The sequence below is a fragment of the Pseudotabrizicola alkalilacus genome (assembly GCF_003443995.1).
GTDB classification, from domain to species: domain Bacteria; phylum Pseudomonadota; class Alphaproteobacteria; order Rhodobacterales; family Rhodobacteraceae; genus Pseudotabrizicola; species Pseudotabrizicola alkalilacus.
The window spans coordinates 59527-74006 of record NZ_QWEY01000007.1 but is presented as its reverse complement, the minus strand read 5'-3'; the positions used below and the strand labels follow the sequence as shown (position 1 = coordinate 74006).

14 protein-coding genes are annotated in these 14480 nt (G+C 64.7%); 9 read left to right on the top strand and 5 right to left on the bottom strand.

Translation table 11 applies throughout. The annotated features are described in order from the left end of the window. Positions 1–120 precede the first annotated feature (120 nt). The 8 genes from murB (at position 121) to recN (ending at position 9912) form a co-directional block, all read left to right on the top strand. A complete protein-coding gene (gene murB / locus D1012_RS13260) occupies positions 121–1041 on the top strand; it encodes a UDP-N-acetylmuramate dehydrogenase (protein WP_118152997.1) in 921 nt (306 codons plus the stop codon). Positions 1042–1102: 61 nt separating this feature from the next. Continuing rightward, positions 1103–2020, top strand: a complete 918-nt coding sequence (locus tag D1012_RS13255) for a D-alanine--D-alanine ligase (RefSeq protein WP_118152995.1) — start codon at positions 1103–1105, stop codon at positions 2018–2020. Beyond that, positions 2008–2922 (top strand): cell division protein FtsQ/DivIB, encoded by a 915-nt coding sequence (locus D1012_RS13250; RefSeq protein WP_118152993.1) that lies wholly within the window; start codon positions 2008–2010, stop codon positions 2920–2922. The genes D1012_RS13255 and D1012_RS13250 overlap by 13 nt, the downstream gene beginning before the upstream one ends. After that, complete coding sequence (gene ftsA / locus D1012_RS13245) at positions 2919–4250, top strand: cell division protein FtsA (protein WP_118152991.1); 1332 nt, start codon at positions 2919–2921, stop codon at positions 4248–4250. Before D1012_RS13250 ends, ftsA begins: the two co-directional genes overlap by 4 nt. A 229-nt stretch (positions 4251–4479) precedes the next feature. Next, positions 4480–6120: a cell division protein FtsZ gene (ftsZ, locus tag D1012_RS13240; protein WP_118152989.1), complete on the top strand. Its 1641-nt coding sequence runs from the start codon at positions 4480–4482 to the stop codon at positions 6118–6120. A gap of 224 nt (positions 6121–6344) precedes the next feature. Beyond that, entirely contained in the window at positions 6345–7265 is a 921-nt protein-coding gene (lpxC, locus tag D1012_RS13235; RefSeq protein WP_118152987.1) for a UDP-3-O-acyl-N-acetylglucosamine deacetylase, read from the top strand. Positions 7266–7393: 128 nt separating this feature from the next. After that, entirely contained in the window at positions 7394–8233 is an 840-nt protein-coding gene (locus tag D1012_RS13230) for an outer membrane protein assembly factor BamD (protein WP_118152985.1), read from the top strand. 38 nt (positions 8234–8271) lie between these two features. Then, the gene (recN, locus tag D1012_RS13225; protein ID WP_118152983.1) at positions 8272–9912 is read left to right on the top strand and encodes a DNA repair protein RecN; all 1641 of its coding nucleotides are present in this window, start codon (positions 8272–8274) and stop codon (positions 9910–9912) included. A 116-nt stretch (positions 9913–10028) separates the two neighbouring features. Here recN and D1012_RS13220 read toward each other — a convergent pair whose 3' ends face one another. From D1012_RS13220 to D1012_RS13210, 4 genes are all read right to left on the bottom strand, one after another. After that, positions 10029–10415 (bottom strand): SgcJ/EcaC family oxidoreductase, encoded by a 387-nt coding sequence (locus tag D1012_RS13220; RefSeq protein ID WP_118152981.1) that lies wholly within the window; start codon positions 10413–10415, stop codon positions 10029–10031. A gap of 51 nt (positions 10416–10466) precedes the next feature. After that, complete coding sequence (locus D1012_RS13215) at positions 10467–11135, bottom strand: DUF1638 domain-containing protein (protein ID WP_199489506.1); 669 nt, start codon at positions 11133–11135, stop codon at positions 10467–10469. Then, entirely contained in the window at positions 11132–11287 is a 156-nt protein-coding gene (locus D1012_RS22815) for a hypothetical protein (RefSeq protein ID WP_199489499.1), read from the bottom strand. The genes D1012_RS13215 and D1012_RS22815 overlap by 4 nt, the downstream gene beginning before the upstream one ends. A 118-nt stretch (positions 11288–11405) precedes the next feature. Continuing rightward, positions 11406–12101: a corrinoid protein gene (locus D1012_RS13210; RefSeq protein WP_118152979.1), complete on the bottom strand. Its 696-nt coding sequence runs from the start codon at positions 12099–12101 to the stop codon at positions 11406–11408. Between the two features lie 147 nt (positions 12102–12248). Between D1012_RS13210 and D1012_RS13205 the strand changes: the two genes are divergently transcribed. Next, positions 12249–13337 (top strand): PA0069 family radical SAM protein, encoded by a 1089-nt coding sequence (locus tag D1012_RS13205; RefSeq protein ID WP_118153341.1) that lies wholly within the window; start codon positions 12249–12251, stop codon positions 13335–13337. A gap of 113 nt (positions 13338–13450) precedes the next feature. Here D1012_RS13205 and bmt read toward each other — a convergent pair whose 3' ends face one another. Further along, entirely contained in the window at positions 13451–14467 is a 1017-nt protein-coding gene (gene bmt, locus D1012_RS13200; RefSeq protein ID WP_118152977.1) for a betaine--homocysteine S-methyltransferase, read from the bottom strand. Between the last annotated feature and the right edge of the window lie 13 nt (positions 14468–14480).

Below are 14480 nucleotides of genomic sequence, written 5' to 3'. Positions count from 1 at the left end.
GACTGTGTATCTGTGAGTCTGATTGTATCTACGGCCCGAGGCGGGCGCAGCACATTGCTGCGCCCGTTTTCATATGTGCCGGGTCTTGTCATTGGGGCCAGGGCGCGGGTAGCTAGAGGGATGACCCAGACCCTTCCCACCCCCCGCGGCACCCTGACTCCCAATCGACCCCTGGCGGATCTGACCTGGCTGCGCGTCGGCGGGCCTGCGGACTGGCTGTTCCAGCCTGCGGATGAGTCGGATCTGGCGGCATTTCTGGCGGACTTGCCCGGCGATGTGGCGGTGTTCCCGATAGGCGTCGGGTCGAACCTGATCGTGCGCGATGGCGGGTTGCGGGCGGTGGTGATCCGGTTGGGTCGTGGCTTTAATGGCATTGCAATTGACGGCGACCGGGTGACGGCGGGGGCGGCGGCGCTGGATGCGCATGTGGCACGCCGCGCGGCGGAAGCGGGGCTGGACCTGACCTTTCTGCGCACCATTCCGGGCAGTATCGGCGGCGCGGTGCGCATGAACGCCGGGTGCTATGGCTCTTATGTCGCCGATGTGCTGCAAGAGGTGCGGATCGTCACGCGGGAGGGCCGGGTGGAGGTGCTGCCCGCCGCTGCGCTGAAGTTGCGCTACCGGCAATCGGACCTGCCCGAAGGGGCAGTGGTGGTGAGTGCGACGTTCCGCGCGCCTGCCGGGGATCCGGCAGCGTTGCAGCAGCGGATGGAGGAGCAGCTTGCCAAACGTGACGCCAGCCAGCCGACCAAAGAGCGCAGCGCCGGATCAACTTTTCGTAATCCGGTCGGGCATTCTTCGACCGGGCGGGCGGATGACAGCCATGAGCTGAAGGCCTGGAAAGTCATTGATGACGCCGGAATGCGCGGTGCGACGCTTGGCGGTGCGCAGATGAGCCGGATGCACTCGAACTTCCTGATCAACGCCGGTGGCGCAACTGCCGCTGATCTGGAAAATCTGGGCGAAGAGGTGCGAAAAAAGGTTTTCCAAACCAGCGGGATCACGTTAGAGTGGGAAATCATGCGGATCGGCGAAGCGTAACAGCCAACTGGCCGCAAAATAACAAGAATAAGGGTCCGAAATGTGACCCGAGAGGCAGTAAATGGCGGGTACATCTGGCAAGGTGTCCCGCGTGGCGGTTATCATGGGTGGGCCATCCGCTGAGCGGGAGGTTTCCTTGTCCACAGGCAAAGCCTGTGGGCTTGCGCTGCGCGAGGCGGGATATGACGTGGTTGAGGTCGATGCTGGCCCGGACCTGCCCGCACGGCTGAGTGAAATCAAACCTGACGTCGTGTTCAACGCCCTGCATGGCCGCTGGGGCGAAGACGGCTGTGTTCAGGGTCTGCTGGAATGGTTGCGGATTCCTTACACGCATTCTGGCGTGCTGGCGTCTTCGCTGGCGATGGACAAGCAGCGGACCAAGGATGTCTACCGCGCTGCGGGTCTGCCGGTGGCGGAGTCGGTGATCGTGTCGCGCGATGCGGTCGAGGCGGGGCATGTGCTGCCGCCGCCCTATGTGGTCAAGCCGAACAACGAAGGCTCGTCAGTCGGGGTGTATATCGTGCATCCGGGCAGCAATGCGCCGCGTCTGGCGGCGGCAATGCCGGAACAGGTGATGGTCGAGGCCTATGCGCCGGGCCGCGAGTTTTCGATTTCGGTGATGGACGACCGGGCGCTGTGCGTGACCGATATCCTGACCGACGGCTGGTATGATTATGATGCCAAATACAAACCCGGTGGCAGCCGCCATGAAGTTCCGGCCAATATTCCGGCCGAGATCGAGGCGGCTTGTCTGGACTATGCCCTGCGCGCGCATCGGGCGTTGGGGTGCCGGGGGCTGAGCCGGACTGATATGCGCTGGGACGAGACCAAGGGGCTGGATGGGCTGATCCTGCTGGAAACCAATACCCAGCCCGGGATGACGCCCACTTCGCTGTCACCAGAACAGGCGGCGCATATGGGGATGCCGTTCCCGCAGCTTTGCGCCTGGATCGTGGAGGATGCGTCATGCAACCGCTGAGCGCGCCCCGCCGTCAGCCGCCGCCTTTGGCCGCCATTCCGCTGCGCCGCGATCCGGCGCCCTCGCGGTGGGCCTACCGGATGCAGCGGCTGTGGCTGACGCCGCTGTTCCGCGTGATGTTCCGCGTGGGCGTGCCGACCTTTGTACTGGCCTCGGTGGTCGGGATCATTCTGGCCGATGAGGACCGCCGCGACGCGATTGCGGGGGGGGTTTCGGAAATCCGCACCCAGTTCCAGAACCGGCCCGAGTTCATGGTGGGTCTGGTCTCGGTGGTCGGGGCCTCGCCTGAACTGGCCGATGTGGTGCGGGCCAAGCTGGATCTGAAGCTGCCGAAATCGTCGTTTGAGATCGACCTTGCCGCCGCGCGGGCGCGGATTCAGGAGCTGGACGCGATTGCGCGCGCCGATCTGATCGTGCGCTCGGGCGGGGTGCTGGAGGTGGCGATTACCGAACGCGAACCGGCGCTGTTGTGGCGCACGGCAGACGGGATCGAGATGCTGGATGCGACCGGGCACCGCGTGGCGAGCCTTGGCGCGCGCAGTGACCGGCCCGATCTGCCGGTCGTCGCCGGGGATGCGGCAGACAGTGCCACGCCCGAAGCGCTGGCCTTGCTGGCCGCTGCCGCCCCGATCTCGCCGCGCGTGCGCGGGCTGGTGCGGGTGGGAGAGCGGCGCTGGGATGTGGTTCTGGACCGCAATCAACGCATTCTGCTGCCGGCAGACAAACCGATTGCCGCCATCGAACGGCTGATCGCCCTGCATCAGGCGGGCGATCTGCTCGGGCGCGATATTCTGACCGTGGACCTGAGAACCGACCATCGCCCCGTGCTGCGTCTGGCGCCCTATGCGCTGAACCAGTTGCGGCAATCACAGGGCATCGACACCAGCGGGAGCCAGCTATGACCGACCTCTATCAGGCGCAGCGCGCCATGCGGAACATGCGCCGCGCCGCCATGCAACGCGGCGTTATTGCCATTCTGGACATCGGCACGTCGAAGATCGCCTGTCTGATCCTGCGCTTTGACGGGGTGGACAGCTTTGGCGACGATACCGTGGGGCCAATGGCCGGGCAGTCGTCGTTCCGGGTGATCGGGGCGGCCACCACGCGGTCGCGCGGGGTGCGCTTTGGCGAGATCGCGGTGATGGCAGAAACCGAGCGCGCGGTGCGCACTGCGGTGCAGGCGGCGCAGAAGATGGCCAATGTGCGGGTGGATCATGTGATCGCCTGTTTCTCGGGGGCAGAGCCACGCAGCTATGGTCTGGCCGGTGAGATTGATCTGGAAGACTCGGTGGTGACCGAACAGGACGTGGCCCGCGTGCTGTCGGCCTGTGACATGCCTGATATCGGACAGGACCGCGAAGTGCTGCATGCGCAGCCGGTGAACTTTGCGCTGGATCACCGGTCCGGCCTTGGCGATCCGCGCGGGCAGATCGGCAACCGGCTGGCGACCGACATGCACTTGCTGTCGATTGACGGCAACGTGGTGCAGAACATCCTGCACTGTATTCAGCGCTGTGATCTGGAACTGGCGGGGATGGCGTCTTCGGCCTATGTCTCGGGCATCTCGGCGCTGGTCGAGGATGAGCAGGAGCTGGGGGCGGCCTGCATCGAAATGGGCGGCGGTTCGACCGGGATTTCGGTCTTCATGAAAAAGCACATGATCTTTGCCGATGCGGTGCGGATGGGCGGCGATCATGTGACCAGCGACATCTCCAAGGGGCTGATGGTGCCGATGGCGGTGGCCGAGCGGATCAAGACCAAACATGGCGGCGTGCAGGCGACCGGCATGGATGACCGCGAGATGATCGAGGTCGGCGGCGACTCTGGCGACTGGGAAAAAGACCGCCGCCAGGTCAGCCGGGCCGAGCTGATCGGCATCATGCGGCCACGGGTCGAGGAAATTCTGGAAGAGGTGCGGGCGCGTTTGGATGCGGCGGGTTTTGACAGCCTGCCCAGCCAGCAGATCGTGCTGACCGGGGGAGCAAGCCAGATCCCCGGACTGGACGGATTGGCGAGCCGCATCTTGGGTCAGCGGGTGCGTCTTGGCCGCCCGCTGCGGGTGCAGGGGTTGCCACAGGCGGCGACGGGGGCCGCATTTTCATCGACGGTGGGCCTGTGTCTGTTCGCGGCCCATCCGCAGGATGAGTGGTGGGATTTCGAAATTCCGGCCGAGCGCTATCCGGCACGGTCCCTCAAGCGGGTGGTGAAATGGTTCAAAGACAACTGGTGACCCCAATATCCTGCGCGAGTGGCGAAATCCCGCTGAAATAGATGCAACAAACCCCATATTTTGTGGGGTCTGGGTGCTTTTTTGAGTGACGACTGGCAGGCATGTGGATATTCTAGGGGGTAATTCGAGGGCAAACGCGCCCGGGACAGGCGCGTAACCCCGATCCAGACATCAGACGCGGCGGCAAGACGACCACTGGCGGCACAACAAAAAGACAGGCGGATAGGCAATGGCACTCAACTTCATCGTGAACGCGCAGCGCGAAGAGCTGAAGCCCCGGATCACCGTGTTTGGTGTCGGCGGTGCAGGCGGTAACGCGGTCAACAACATGATCGAACAAAACCTTGAAGGGGTAGAGTTCGTCGTGGCCAATACCGATGCACAGGCCCTGCAGCAATCCAAGGCGACGTCCAAGATCCAGATGGGGATCAAGGCGACCGAGGGTCTGGGGGCAGGGGCCCGCCCGACCGTGGGTGCTGCCGCAGCGGAAGAGACCATTGAGGAAATCGTCGATCATCTGGCGGGCGCGCATATGTGCTTTATCACCGCTGGTATGGGCGGCGGCACCGGCACCGGGGCGGCCCCGATCATCGCGCAGGCCGCGCGGGAGCTGGGCGTGCTGACCGTCGGTGTTGTGACCAAGCCCTTTCAGTTCGAAGGTGCCAAGCGGATGAAGCAGGCCGAAGACGGCATCGAGGCGCTGCAAAAGGTTGTTGATACGCTGATCATCATCCCGAACCAGAACCTGTTCCGTCTGGCCAATGAACGCACCACCTTTACCGAAGCCTTCGCCATGGCCGATGACGTGCTGTATCAGGGCGTCAAGGGCGTGACCGATCTGATGGTGCGCCCCGGCCTGATCAACCTCGACTTTGCCGACGTGCGTGCGGTGATGGACGAGATGGGCAAGGCGATGATGGGCACCGGCGAAGCGTCGGGCGAAGATCGCGCGGTTCAGGCGGCAGAGAAGGCGATTGCCAACCCGCTGCTGGACGAGATCAGCCTGAACGGCGCCAAGGGCGTGCTGATCAACATCACCGGCGGTTACGATCTGACCCTGTTCGAACTGGACGAGGCCGCGAACATCATCCGCGAAAAGGTCGATCCGGACGCGAACATCATCGTCGGCTCCACGCTGGATACCAGCATGGAAGGTATGCTGCGCGTGTCGGTCGTGGCAACCGGCATCGACGTGGCTGTGGCCAAGGCTGAAACCCCGGTGGCGCGCCGGTCGATGGCAGCCCCGCTGCCGTCGCACCTGACCGCTCCGGCGGCTGAGGCCCCGGCACAGCAGCCCGCGTTTTCGGTGCAGCAGGTTGCCATGACGCCTGCGCCGCAACCCGCGCCGCAGCCGGTGCAGCATGCTCCGGCTCCGCAACAGCAGCAGCTGTTTGACGCTGTCGCCGCCCGCGCGCCTTATGCCGAAGAGCACAGCGACGAGCTGCCGGCTCCGGCCTATCGCCCGCAGCCTGCTGCTGCCGCGCCGTCGCGTGGCGTGCCGATGCATGACGACGCGGCGGCCTTTGTCGCACCGCGCCCGCGCGCCGCTGGCACCCCGTCGCCCGAGGCTTTGGCCCGGTTGCAGGCTGCCGTGTCGCGCGGTCCGGGGCAGGGCGCTGCCCCGCGCCCGGCCGCAGCCGCACCGCAACCTGCCGCCGCGCAAAAGGCAGCCGAGCAGGCGCGCCCGCGCTTTGGCATCGGCTCGCTAATCAACCGCATGGCGGGTGGTGGCCATGAGCAGGCGGCATCCGAGCGTCCGGCCCCCGGCCGCCAGCAACCGCCGGTCACGTCTTATGACGACGAGCCGGAACTGAGCGCCGATCAGGAGCGGATCGAGATCCCCGCGTTTCTGCGCCGTCAGGCGAACTGAGAAACGATTGTAACAAATATCGGAAAGCCCGCACTGTGTGCGGGCTTTCTTGTTTTAAATCATATATTTACGGCCCATTCTTTCTGTCACGAACCGACATAAACCGTGAGTTGGCTTTGGCGTCATAAATCCTTAATTCAATGTCACGGAACACTGTCGCAACTTTTGCCGCCCGTGCGGCGTTGTGAGCAGGTTAACTTTATACGACGACCAGGGGTCTGACTTTGCAGAATACGCTGAAATCCGCTGTGGTGTTTGAAGGTCGGGGTTTGCACTCCGGCGCGCCCGTGCGCATGGTGGTGCGGCCTGCTTCGGCAGATTACGGCATCTGGTTCAAGCGCGTCGATGTGACCTCGGGTGATCAGATGATTGCCGCGCGCTGGGATCAGGTGGTGCCGTCGCGTCTGTGCACGCTGATCCGCAATGCCGATGGGGTCGAGGTGTCGACGATCGAGCATGTGATGGCGGCCCTTGCGGGCTGTGCCATTCATAACGCCGTGATCGAAATTGACGGACCGGAAGTGCCGATCCTGGATGGCTCTGCCGTCGCCTTCGTCGATGGCTTTCTGGCCAAGGGGCTGATCGAACAATCCGCCCCGGTGCGGGCGATCCGCGTGATCAAACCGGTCGAGGTCCGTGAGGGCGAGGCGGTGGCCCGTCTGGACCCGGCGGATATGCTGGAGATTGACTTTTCCATTCAATTCGACGAAGCGGCCATCGGGTTTCAGGCCAAGCATCTGAACCTGTCCAACGGCGCTTTTGTCCGCGAATTGGCCGACAGCCGCACCTTTTGCCGTCAGGCCGATGTCGATGCGATGCGCGCCCGTGGGCTTGCCTTGGGCGGTACGCTTGACAATGCCGTGGTGTTCGAGGGCGACCGTGTGTTGTCCCCGGGCGGCTTGCGCCACGAAGATGAGCCGGTGCGCCACAAGATGCTGGACGCGATGGGCGATCTGTATCTGGCGGGCGGGCCGATTTTGGGCCGTTATACCGGCATCCGCGCGGGCCATGCGCTGACCAACCGCCTGCTGGTGGCGTTGTTCGCCGATCTGACCGCATGGCGGATGATGGAATGCAGCGCTCTGACCGTGGGAAAATTGCCCGGTATGGGTGTGCATCGCAGCGACCTTCCCGCAACGGCCTGACAGGGTTGTGATCTTAGGCGCAAAGGCGTTTTGCGCAGCGGATTTTTCTGTGCTAGGAGGTCTGCAACAGGGCGGAAACCGCGCCGCAGACAGCGTGCGTTCCGGGTGGTTTGATGGATAGGCAGACGATGGCAGTCGGAAAATCGGGCGCGAAATGGCTGAGCATCGCGCTCGTTCTGTCGATTCTCTCGGCTTGTGGTGCGCGCACGCAAGAGCGGTCGCTGGACAGCTACACAGCCGAAGAGATTTACAAACAGGGCGAGCTGGAGCTGGAAACCGGGTCCAAACCCAAGGACGCGATCCGCTATTTCCAGGAAGTGGAACGGCTTTATCCCTATTCGGAATGGGCCAAGCGGTCGCTGATCATGCAGGCCTTCAGCCAGCACAAGGCCAAGGAATACGAAGAGGCGCGCTCGACCGCGCAGCGCTTTCTTGATACCTATCCCGGCGATGATGATGCGCCCTATGCGTCTTACCTGATGGCGCTGTCCTATTATGACCAGATTGACGAAGTTGGCCGCGATCAGGGTCTGACCTTTCAGGCGTTGCAAAGCATGCGTCAGGTGATCGAACAATATCCCGACAGCGACTATGCCCGCTCTGCCATGCTGAAATTCGAGCTGGCCTTTGACCATCTGGCTGGCAAGGAAATGGAAATCGGGCGCTATTACCTGAAACGGCGCAACTATACCGCTGCGATCAACCGGTTCCGCACCGTGGTACAGGACTTTCAGACCACCACCCACACCGCCGAGGCGCTGCACCGGCTGGTCGAGGGGTATCTGGGGCTGGGCCTGAATGCCGAAGCGCAGACGGCAGCGGCCATTCTGGGCTACAACTATCAATCCTCGCCGTTTTATGACGACAGCTTCCGTCTGCTGAAAGGCCGGGGTCTGGCGCCAGAGGCGCAGGGCGACAGCTGGCTGAGCCAGGTGTATCGTCAGATGATCAAGGGCGAGTGGCTGTAAGAGCGGTGCGTGCCCGCACGCACCCTACGGGATGACCTATGCTCCGTTCGCTTGATATCCGCGATGTGTTGATCATTGACCGGCTGACCCTTGATCTGGGGGCCGGTCTCAATGTGCTGACCGGCGAAACCGGCGCGGGCAAGTCGATATTGCTCGATGCGCTGGGGTTTGTGCTGGGCTGGCGGGGCCGGGCCGAGCTGGTGCGGGCCGGGGCCACGCAGGGCGAGGTGACGGCGGTGTTTGATCTGCCCCCCGGCCATGCGGCGCGCAGCGTGCTGGAAGAGGCCGGGATCGAGGCCGAGGATGACCTGATCCTGCGCCGGGTGAACACGGCCGATGGCCGCAAGACGGCTTTCGTCAACGACCGCCGGGTGTCGGGCGAAGTGCTGCGCGCCTTGTCCGAGGTGCTGGTGGAACTGCATGGCCAGCATGACGACCGGGGGCTGCTGAACCCGCGCGGGCACCGGGCGCTGTTGGACACGTTTGCCGGGCTGGACCTGACAGCCTCGCGCCGGGCCTGGGCGGCGGCACGGGTGGCGCGCAGCGCGCTGGCCGGGGCCGAGGCGGTGCTGACGGCGGCGCGGGCGGAAGAAGACTATCTGCGCCATGCGGTGGCCGAGCTGGACAAGCTGGCCCCCGAGCCGGGCGAAGAGGCGGCGCTGGACGCGCGCAGACGTGCGATGCAGGGGGCAGAGCGCATTCGCGCTGATGTCGCCCGTGCCTTGCAGATGTTGTCAGAGGACGGGGCAGAGGCCGCCTTGCGCGATGCGACCCGCTGGCTGGAAGGGGCTGCCGACAAGGCCGAGGGCGCGCTGGAGGCGCCGCTGGCGGCAATCGGGCGGGCCCTGATCGAGCTGTCGGATGCGCAGGCCGGGGTGGAGACCTGTCTGGCCGGTCTGGACGTGAACCCCGGCGATCTGGAAGCGGCGGAAGAGCGGTTGTTCGCGATCCGGGCACTGGCGCGCAAGCATGGGGTGATGCCCGATGATCTGGGCGGCTTTGCGGCCGATCTGCGGGCGCGGTTGCAGGCGCTGGACAGTGGCGAGGCCGGGATTGGGGCCTTGCAGCAGGCGGTCACCGAATCCGAGGCGGCCTGGCGCGCCGAGGCTGCACGGCTGACCGCGGCGCGGCGCGAGGCGGCGGCGCGGCTGGACCGGGCGATGGCGGCGGAACTGGCCCCGCTCAAGATGGAACGCGCGGTGTTTGTCACCGCCGTCTCGCGCGGCGAAGACGGGCCCGACGGCGCGGATGACGTGACCTTTACCGTGGCCACCAACCCGGGCGCGCCCTCGGGGGCCCTGAACAAGATCGCCTCGGGCGGCGAGTTGAGCCGGTTTCTGCTGGCGCTGAAGGTCTGCCTGACCGCGCAGGCCGAAGGGCTGACGATGATCTTTGACGAAATCGACCGGGGCGTGGGCGGGGCCACCGCCGATGCCGTGGGGCGGCGGCTGAAGCTGTTGTCGGACACCGCACAGGTGCTGGTGGTCACGCACAGCCCGCAGGTCGCGGCCCTGGGCGCGCATCACTGGCGGGTGGAAAAGCGGGTCGAGGCCGGGCAGACGCTATCGACTGTCTATGCGCTGTCGGCTGCGGAGCGGGTCGAAGAGATCGCGCGGATGCTGTCGGGCGATACCGTCAGCGACGCCGCGCGTGACGCGGCACGGGCGCTCTTGGGGTAGGGCGGGGGCGGGCGCTTTGTTGCGCTGGTCGCGATGATCGACCGAAAAGAAAGAGCGCTCCGCGCGGGAGTATTTTCAAAGCAGCAATGCAGGGGCGAGGATTTCCGGGGCCGGGGTCAGCCTTCGACCATGGCGAAGGTGGCGGTCAGGGCGAGCCAGCCCTCGCCTTTGGCCACCAGAACCGCGGTGAGCAGAGCGCCGATGCGCGGCAGTTCCGCGCCACTCGCATCGCGCAGGCCGGTGACGACAAAGCGCTGATGCAGCACCGCAGCCCCCGGACCAAGCGGGCGCAGCGCGGTTTTGCCGGTGACCAGCCGGGCCATGCGCGACAGGCCGGCAAATTCCTGCTGCATCCCCTTGGCGATGGTGCTGCGGCCTTCGGCCCAATGGCCGGTCAGGGCGTGAAAGCTGCCATCCTCGGCAAACAGGGCGGCGATGGCCTCGGCATTCTGGGCGCTGAAAGCGGTGGCAAAGGCGCGGGGAAAATCAGAGGCTTGGGTCATGGCAGCACCAGTTTACCGGGGGTCACGGCAACCTCCGGACAGAGCCGCAGGTTAGGGGGCGGCGCGAGCGGCTGCAACCTGTGTCAACGCGGTGGCAAGGTCGCCATAGCCGGTAAAGCGCCGTTCATAGGCGAGGTTCAGCCGGGCGGCGCAGTTGGCGGCCTTTGCGTCGAGCGCGGGGTCGTTGGTTTGGGCCTGATAGACCAGTTTGGTGTAATTGCCGAAATAGATGTCGCGCAGCTCGGGGTGGCGGTCCAGTCCCATGGGCCGCCAGACAAAGGCATCGAACTGGCGCACCAGAAAATCGGTGAGGTAGAAGGCGGTGAACTCGTCTTCGGCTTTGGCGGCAAAGGCGGCGTTGCCCTCAAAAAAGCTGTAGCAGTGCGGGCCCTCGACCATCTGCACCCCCAGCTCGGCGCATTTGGCCTGAAGCAGGCCGCCGGTGCCGCAATCGGCGTAGACGATGAAGATCTGGTCATAGGCGGCGCGGTGTGCCGCCACCGCCTGCTCCACCGCCGCCGGAATCCGGTCGGGCCAGAGGTGCAGGTTGGCGGGCAGGCATTGCAGATCGAGATGCGACCAGTGGTTTTGCTGTTTCAGCGCCAGAATTTCATGCGCGAGGGCACCGCAGGCGATCAGCAGAACCCGGTCCGCTGTGGACGAGGGGCCGCTGAGGGGCAGGCCGGTGGTGGTCAGGGTCGCATCATCGGGTGGCGTCAGCGCCACTGGCGCAAGCCCAGCATCAGACTGCCGGCAAGGGCGGCGAGGGCGAGCGCCAGCATCGGCACCTGCACCCAGACGGCAAGGGCGATGGTCGCGCCTGCCGCGGTGATCACAAAGGCCAGCATCGCCAGAAACAGGGGGAGGGGCATGGAATACTCCTTTTCCTGAGTCGAATGTGGTCGTTCGTGGCAGAAATGTGAAGCCCCAAATCCAACAAAAAAGCCCCGGTCGTCAGCGACGCCGGGGCCTTGGTGGCGGAGTGCAGGATCAGGCGCTGAGCTGGTTGTGCTTGCGCGCGACCCAGGCCTTGGCGGTTTCCACCGCAACGGCTGCATCGCGGCAATAGGCGTCTGCGCCGATGGCTCTGCCAAATTCCTCATTCAGCGGCGCGCCGCCGACCAGAACGATATAGTCGTCGCGCAGGCCCTTTTCCTTCATCGTGTCGATCACGACCTTCATATAGGGCATGGTGGTGGTCAGCAGCGCGGACATGCCGAGGATATCAGGCTTTTCGGCCTCCAGCGCGTCCAGATACTTCTCGACCGAGTTGTTGATGCCCAGATCCAGCACTTCGAACCCGGCACCTTCCATCATCATGGCAACCAGGTTCTTGCCGATGTCGTGGATGTCGCCCTTGACCGTGCCGATCACCATCTTGCCCATGCGCGGCGCTCCGGTTTCCACCAGCAGCGGCTTGAGGATGAACATGCCTGATTTCATCGCATTTGCAGACAAGAGCACTTCCGGCACGAACAGGATGCCGTCGCGGAAGTCGTTGCCCACGATGGTCATGCCCGCCACCAGTGCCTTGGTCAGCACGTCATAGGGGGTCCAGCCACGACCGATCAGGATGTTCACGCCATCCTCGATCTCTTCTTTCAGGCCGTCGTAAAGGTCGTCGTGCATCTGCAGCACAAGTTCGTCATCCGAAAGATCAGCGAGGATGATTTCGTCATCGGCCATGGGGTGCGCTCCTGCGGCGAAAGGTCTTGCCGTCTGCATGGGGCCAAATCGGTTTTGCGACTTTCCGGTTTACGACATGCCCGGATTGAAAGCCGACAGAGCGGAGAGGGCTTGAAGTGTGTTCACTATACGTTCATGGTTGTGCCCATGTCTGATCCTGATCCCACACTCATGGCCGGCCAGCGGATCCGGGCGCGCGGGGTAGCGTCGAATGCGGCGGGGCGGTTTGAGTCGCAGGTCCGGGTGCGGGTCGATGACGGTTGGGACATCGCGGAAGACGAGCGGCTTTTGCGCACCGAGATCAGGGTGGAGCGGCCCCGCTCGGCGCTGAGCTACAACCGCTCGCCCGATCTGCCGTTTGACCGCTCGGTGAACCCGTACCGGGGCTGTGAGCATGGCTGTGTCTATTGCTTTGCCCGGCCCAGCCATGCCTATCTGAACCTGTCGCCGGGGCTGGATTTCGAAACCAGGCTGATCGCCCGACCGGGGATTGCCGGGGTGCTGGCAGGGGAATTGCGCGCGAAAGCCTACCGGGTGGCGACGGTGGCTTTGGGCACCAATACCGACCCTTACCAGCCCTGCGAGACCGAGCATCGGCTGATGCGGCAGGTGCTGGAGGTGCTGGCGGAGTTCAACCATCCGGTTGCGATCACCACCAAGGGCACGCTGATCGAGCGCGACATCGACATTCTGGCCCCGATGGCGGCACTGGGGCTGGTGCGGGTGGGGATTTCGGTGACCTCGCTGGACCCGGATCTGTCACGACGGCTGGAGCCGCGCGCGCCTGCACCGGCGCGGCGGCTGGCGATGATCCGGCGGCTGTCAGAGGCGGGGATTCCGGTGCGCGCGATGGTGGCGCCGGTCATTCCGAGCCTGACCGACCCGGAGCTGGAGCAGATCCTGAGCGCCTGCCGCGATGCAGGGGCGCAGGCGGCCAGCTGGATCGCGCTGCGCCTGCCGCGCGAGGTGTCGCCGCTGTTTCAGGACTGGCTGTCGCATCATGCGCCGGACCGGGCGGCCAAGGTGATGGCGCGGGTGCGCGAGATGCACGGCGGCAAGGATTATGACGCGCAATGGGGAAGGCGGATGCGCGGCGAGGGGATTTGGGCCGACCTGATCGCACAACGCTTTGACAAGGCGGTGGCGCGGCTGGGGCTGAATCAGAAAATGCCGTCGCTGCGCTGTGATCTGTTCAGGCCGCCACCACGGGCGGGGGATCAGTTGGCGCTGTTCTGACCGCGACGGATTTTCTGCGAAAATCCGGAAGAACAGGTTTTCTGCGAAAACCTTGCGGGACGTGATCTTTCGCAGAAAGATCGTGCCTGCCGGTTTTTCGCAGAAAAACGGTTTCAGCCCCGGCGGTTCCGGCGCTCGCGCTTTGGGTCGTTCGAGGTGTCGCCGGTGCCGTCCGAGGCCGAAGAGAACCCGCCGAGCTTGGCCGAGATGTCCTCCAGCGTCGGGCGCGGGCCCTTTGGCGTGTTTTCAAGCGCCTTGCGCATCGCCTTCAGATGCTCGGGCATGGTGCCGCAGCAGCCGCCGATGATGCGCACCCCGGCATCGCGCGCCAGCACGGCATATTCGCCCATCAATTCCGGCGTGCCATCGTAATGGATGTGGCCGTCGTGATATTTCGGAATCCCGGCATTGCCCTTGGCGATGATGGGGCGTTCGCTGCCGGTGGTGACAAAGCCCAGCACGGTGCGCATCAGGTCAGAGGCGCCGACCCCGCAATTGGCACCAAAGGCCAGCGGCGGGTTGGCCAGTTTCTCCACCATTTCAGCCATCGCAGCCGAGGTGGTGCCCATCATGGTGCGGCCCGCCGTGTCAAAGCTCATGGTGCCACACCAGGGCATGCCAGCCAATGCGGCGGCCTCGGCGGCGGCCTTGTACTCTTCGGGCGCAGAGATGGTTTCGATCCACAGCACATCGGCCCCGCCCGCTTTCAGCCCTTCGGCCTGTTCGTGGAACATCTCGACTGCAAGCGCATGGGTCAGCGTGCCCATCGGCTCGAAAATCTCTCCGGTCGGGCCGACCGAGCCTGCGACGACGACTGTACGGCCCGACGCATCGGCAATCTCACGCCCCAGCGCCGCACCCACACGGTTCAGCTCATGCACGCGGTCCTGCGCCTGATGCAGTTTTAACCGGCTGGCATTGCCGCCGAAGGTGTTGGTGAGAAAGATGTCCGATCCGGAGTCGACCGCGCCGCGATAGAGCGCGCGGATGTTGTCGGGCTGGTCGATGTTCCAGAACTCCGGCGGCTCGCCCGAGGACAGGCCCATGTTGAACAGGTTGGTCCCGGTCGCGCCATCGGCCATCAGCCAGTCGCGGGTGGAAAGCAGCTTGGAGAGGGCATCTTGCGACATCGGGGCCTCGGCT

Excerpts from the sequence above, each read along its gene's own strand:
- murB (WP_118152997.1), top strand. The coding sequence starts at position 121 with ATGACCCAGACCCTTCCCACCCCCCGCGGCACCCTGACTCCCAATCGA.
- D1012_RS13255 (WP_118152995.1), top strand. The coding sequence starts at position 1,103 with ATGGCGGGTACATCTGGCAAGGTGTCCCGCGTGGCGGTTATCATGGGT.
- D1012_RS13250 (WP_118152993.1), top strand. The coding sequence starts at position 2,008 with ATGCAACCGCTGAGCGCGCCCCGCCGTCAGCCGCCGCCTTTGGCCGCC.
- ftsA (WP_118152991.1), top strand. The coding sequence starts at position 2,919 with ATGACCGACCTCTATCAGGCGCAGCGCGCCATGCGGAACATGCGCCGC.
- ftsZ (WP_118152989.1), top strand. The coding sequence starts at position 4,480 with ATGGCACTCAACTTCATCGTGAACGCGCAGCGCGAAGAGCTGAAGCCC.
- D1012_RS13230 (WP_118152985.1), top strand. The coding sequence starts at position 7,394 with ATGGCAGTCGGAAAATCGGGCGCGAAATGGCTGAGCATCGCGCTCGTT.
- recN (WP_118152983.1), top strand. The coding sequence starts at position 8,272 with ATGCTCCGTTCGCTTGATATCCGCGATGTGTTGATCATTGACCGGCTG.
- D1012_RS13220 (WP_118152981.1), bottom strand. The coding sequence starts at position 10,415 with ATGACCCAAGCCTCTGATTTTCCCCGCGCCTTTGCCACCGCTTTCAGC.
- D1012_RS22815 (WP_199489499.1), bottom strand. The coding sequence starts at position 11,287 with ATGCCCCTCCCCCTGTTTCTGGCGATGCTGGCCTTTGTGATCACCGCG.
- D1012_RS13210 (WP_118152979.1), bottom strand. The coding sequence starts at position 12,101 with ATGGCCGATGACGAAATCATCCTCGCTGATCTTTCGGATGACGAACTT.
- D1012_RS13205 (WP_118153341.1), top strand. The coding sequence starts at position 12,249 with ATGTCTGATCCTGATCCCACACTCATGGCCGGCCAGCGGATCCGGGCG.
- bmt (WP_118152977.1), bottom strand. The coding sequence starts at position 14,467 with ATGTCGCAAGATGCCCTCTCCAAGCTGCTTTCCACCCGCGACTGGCTG.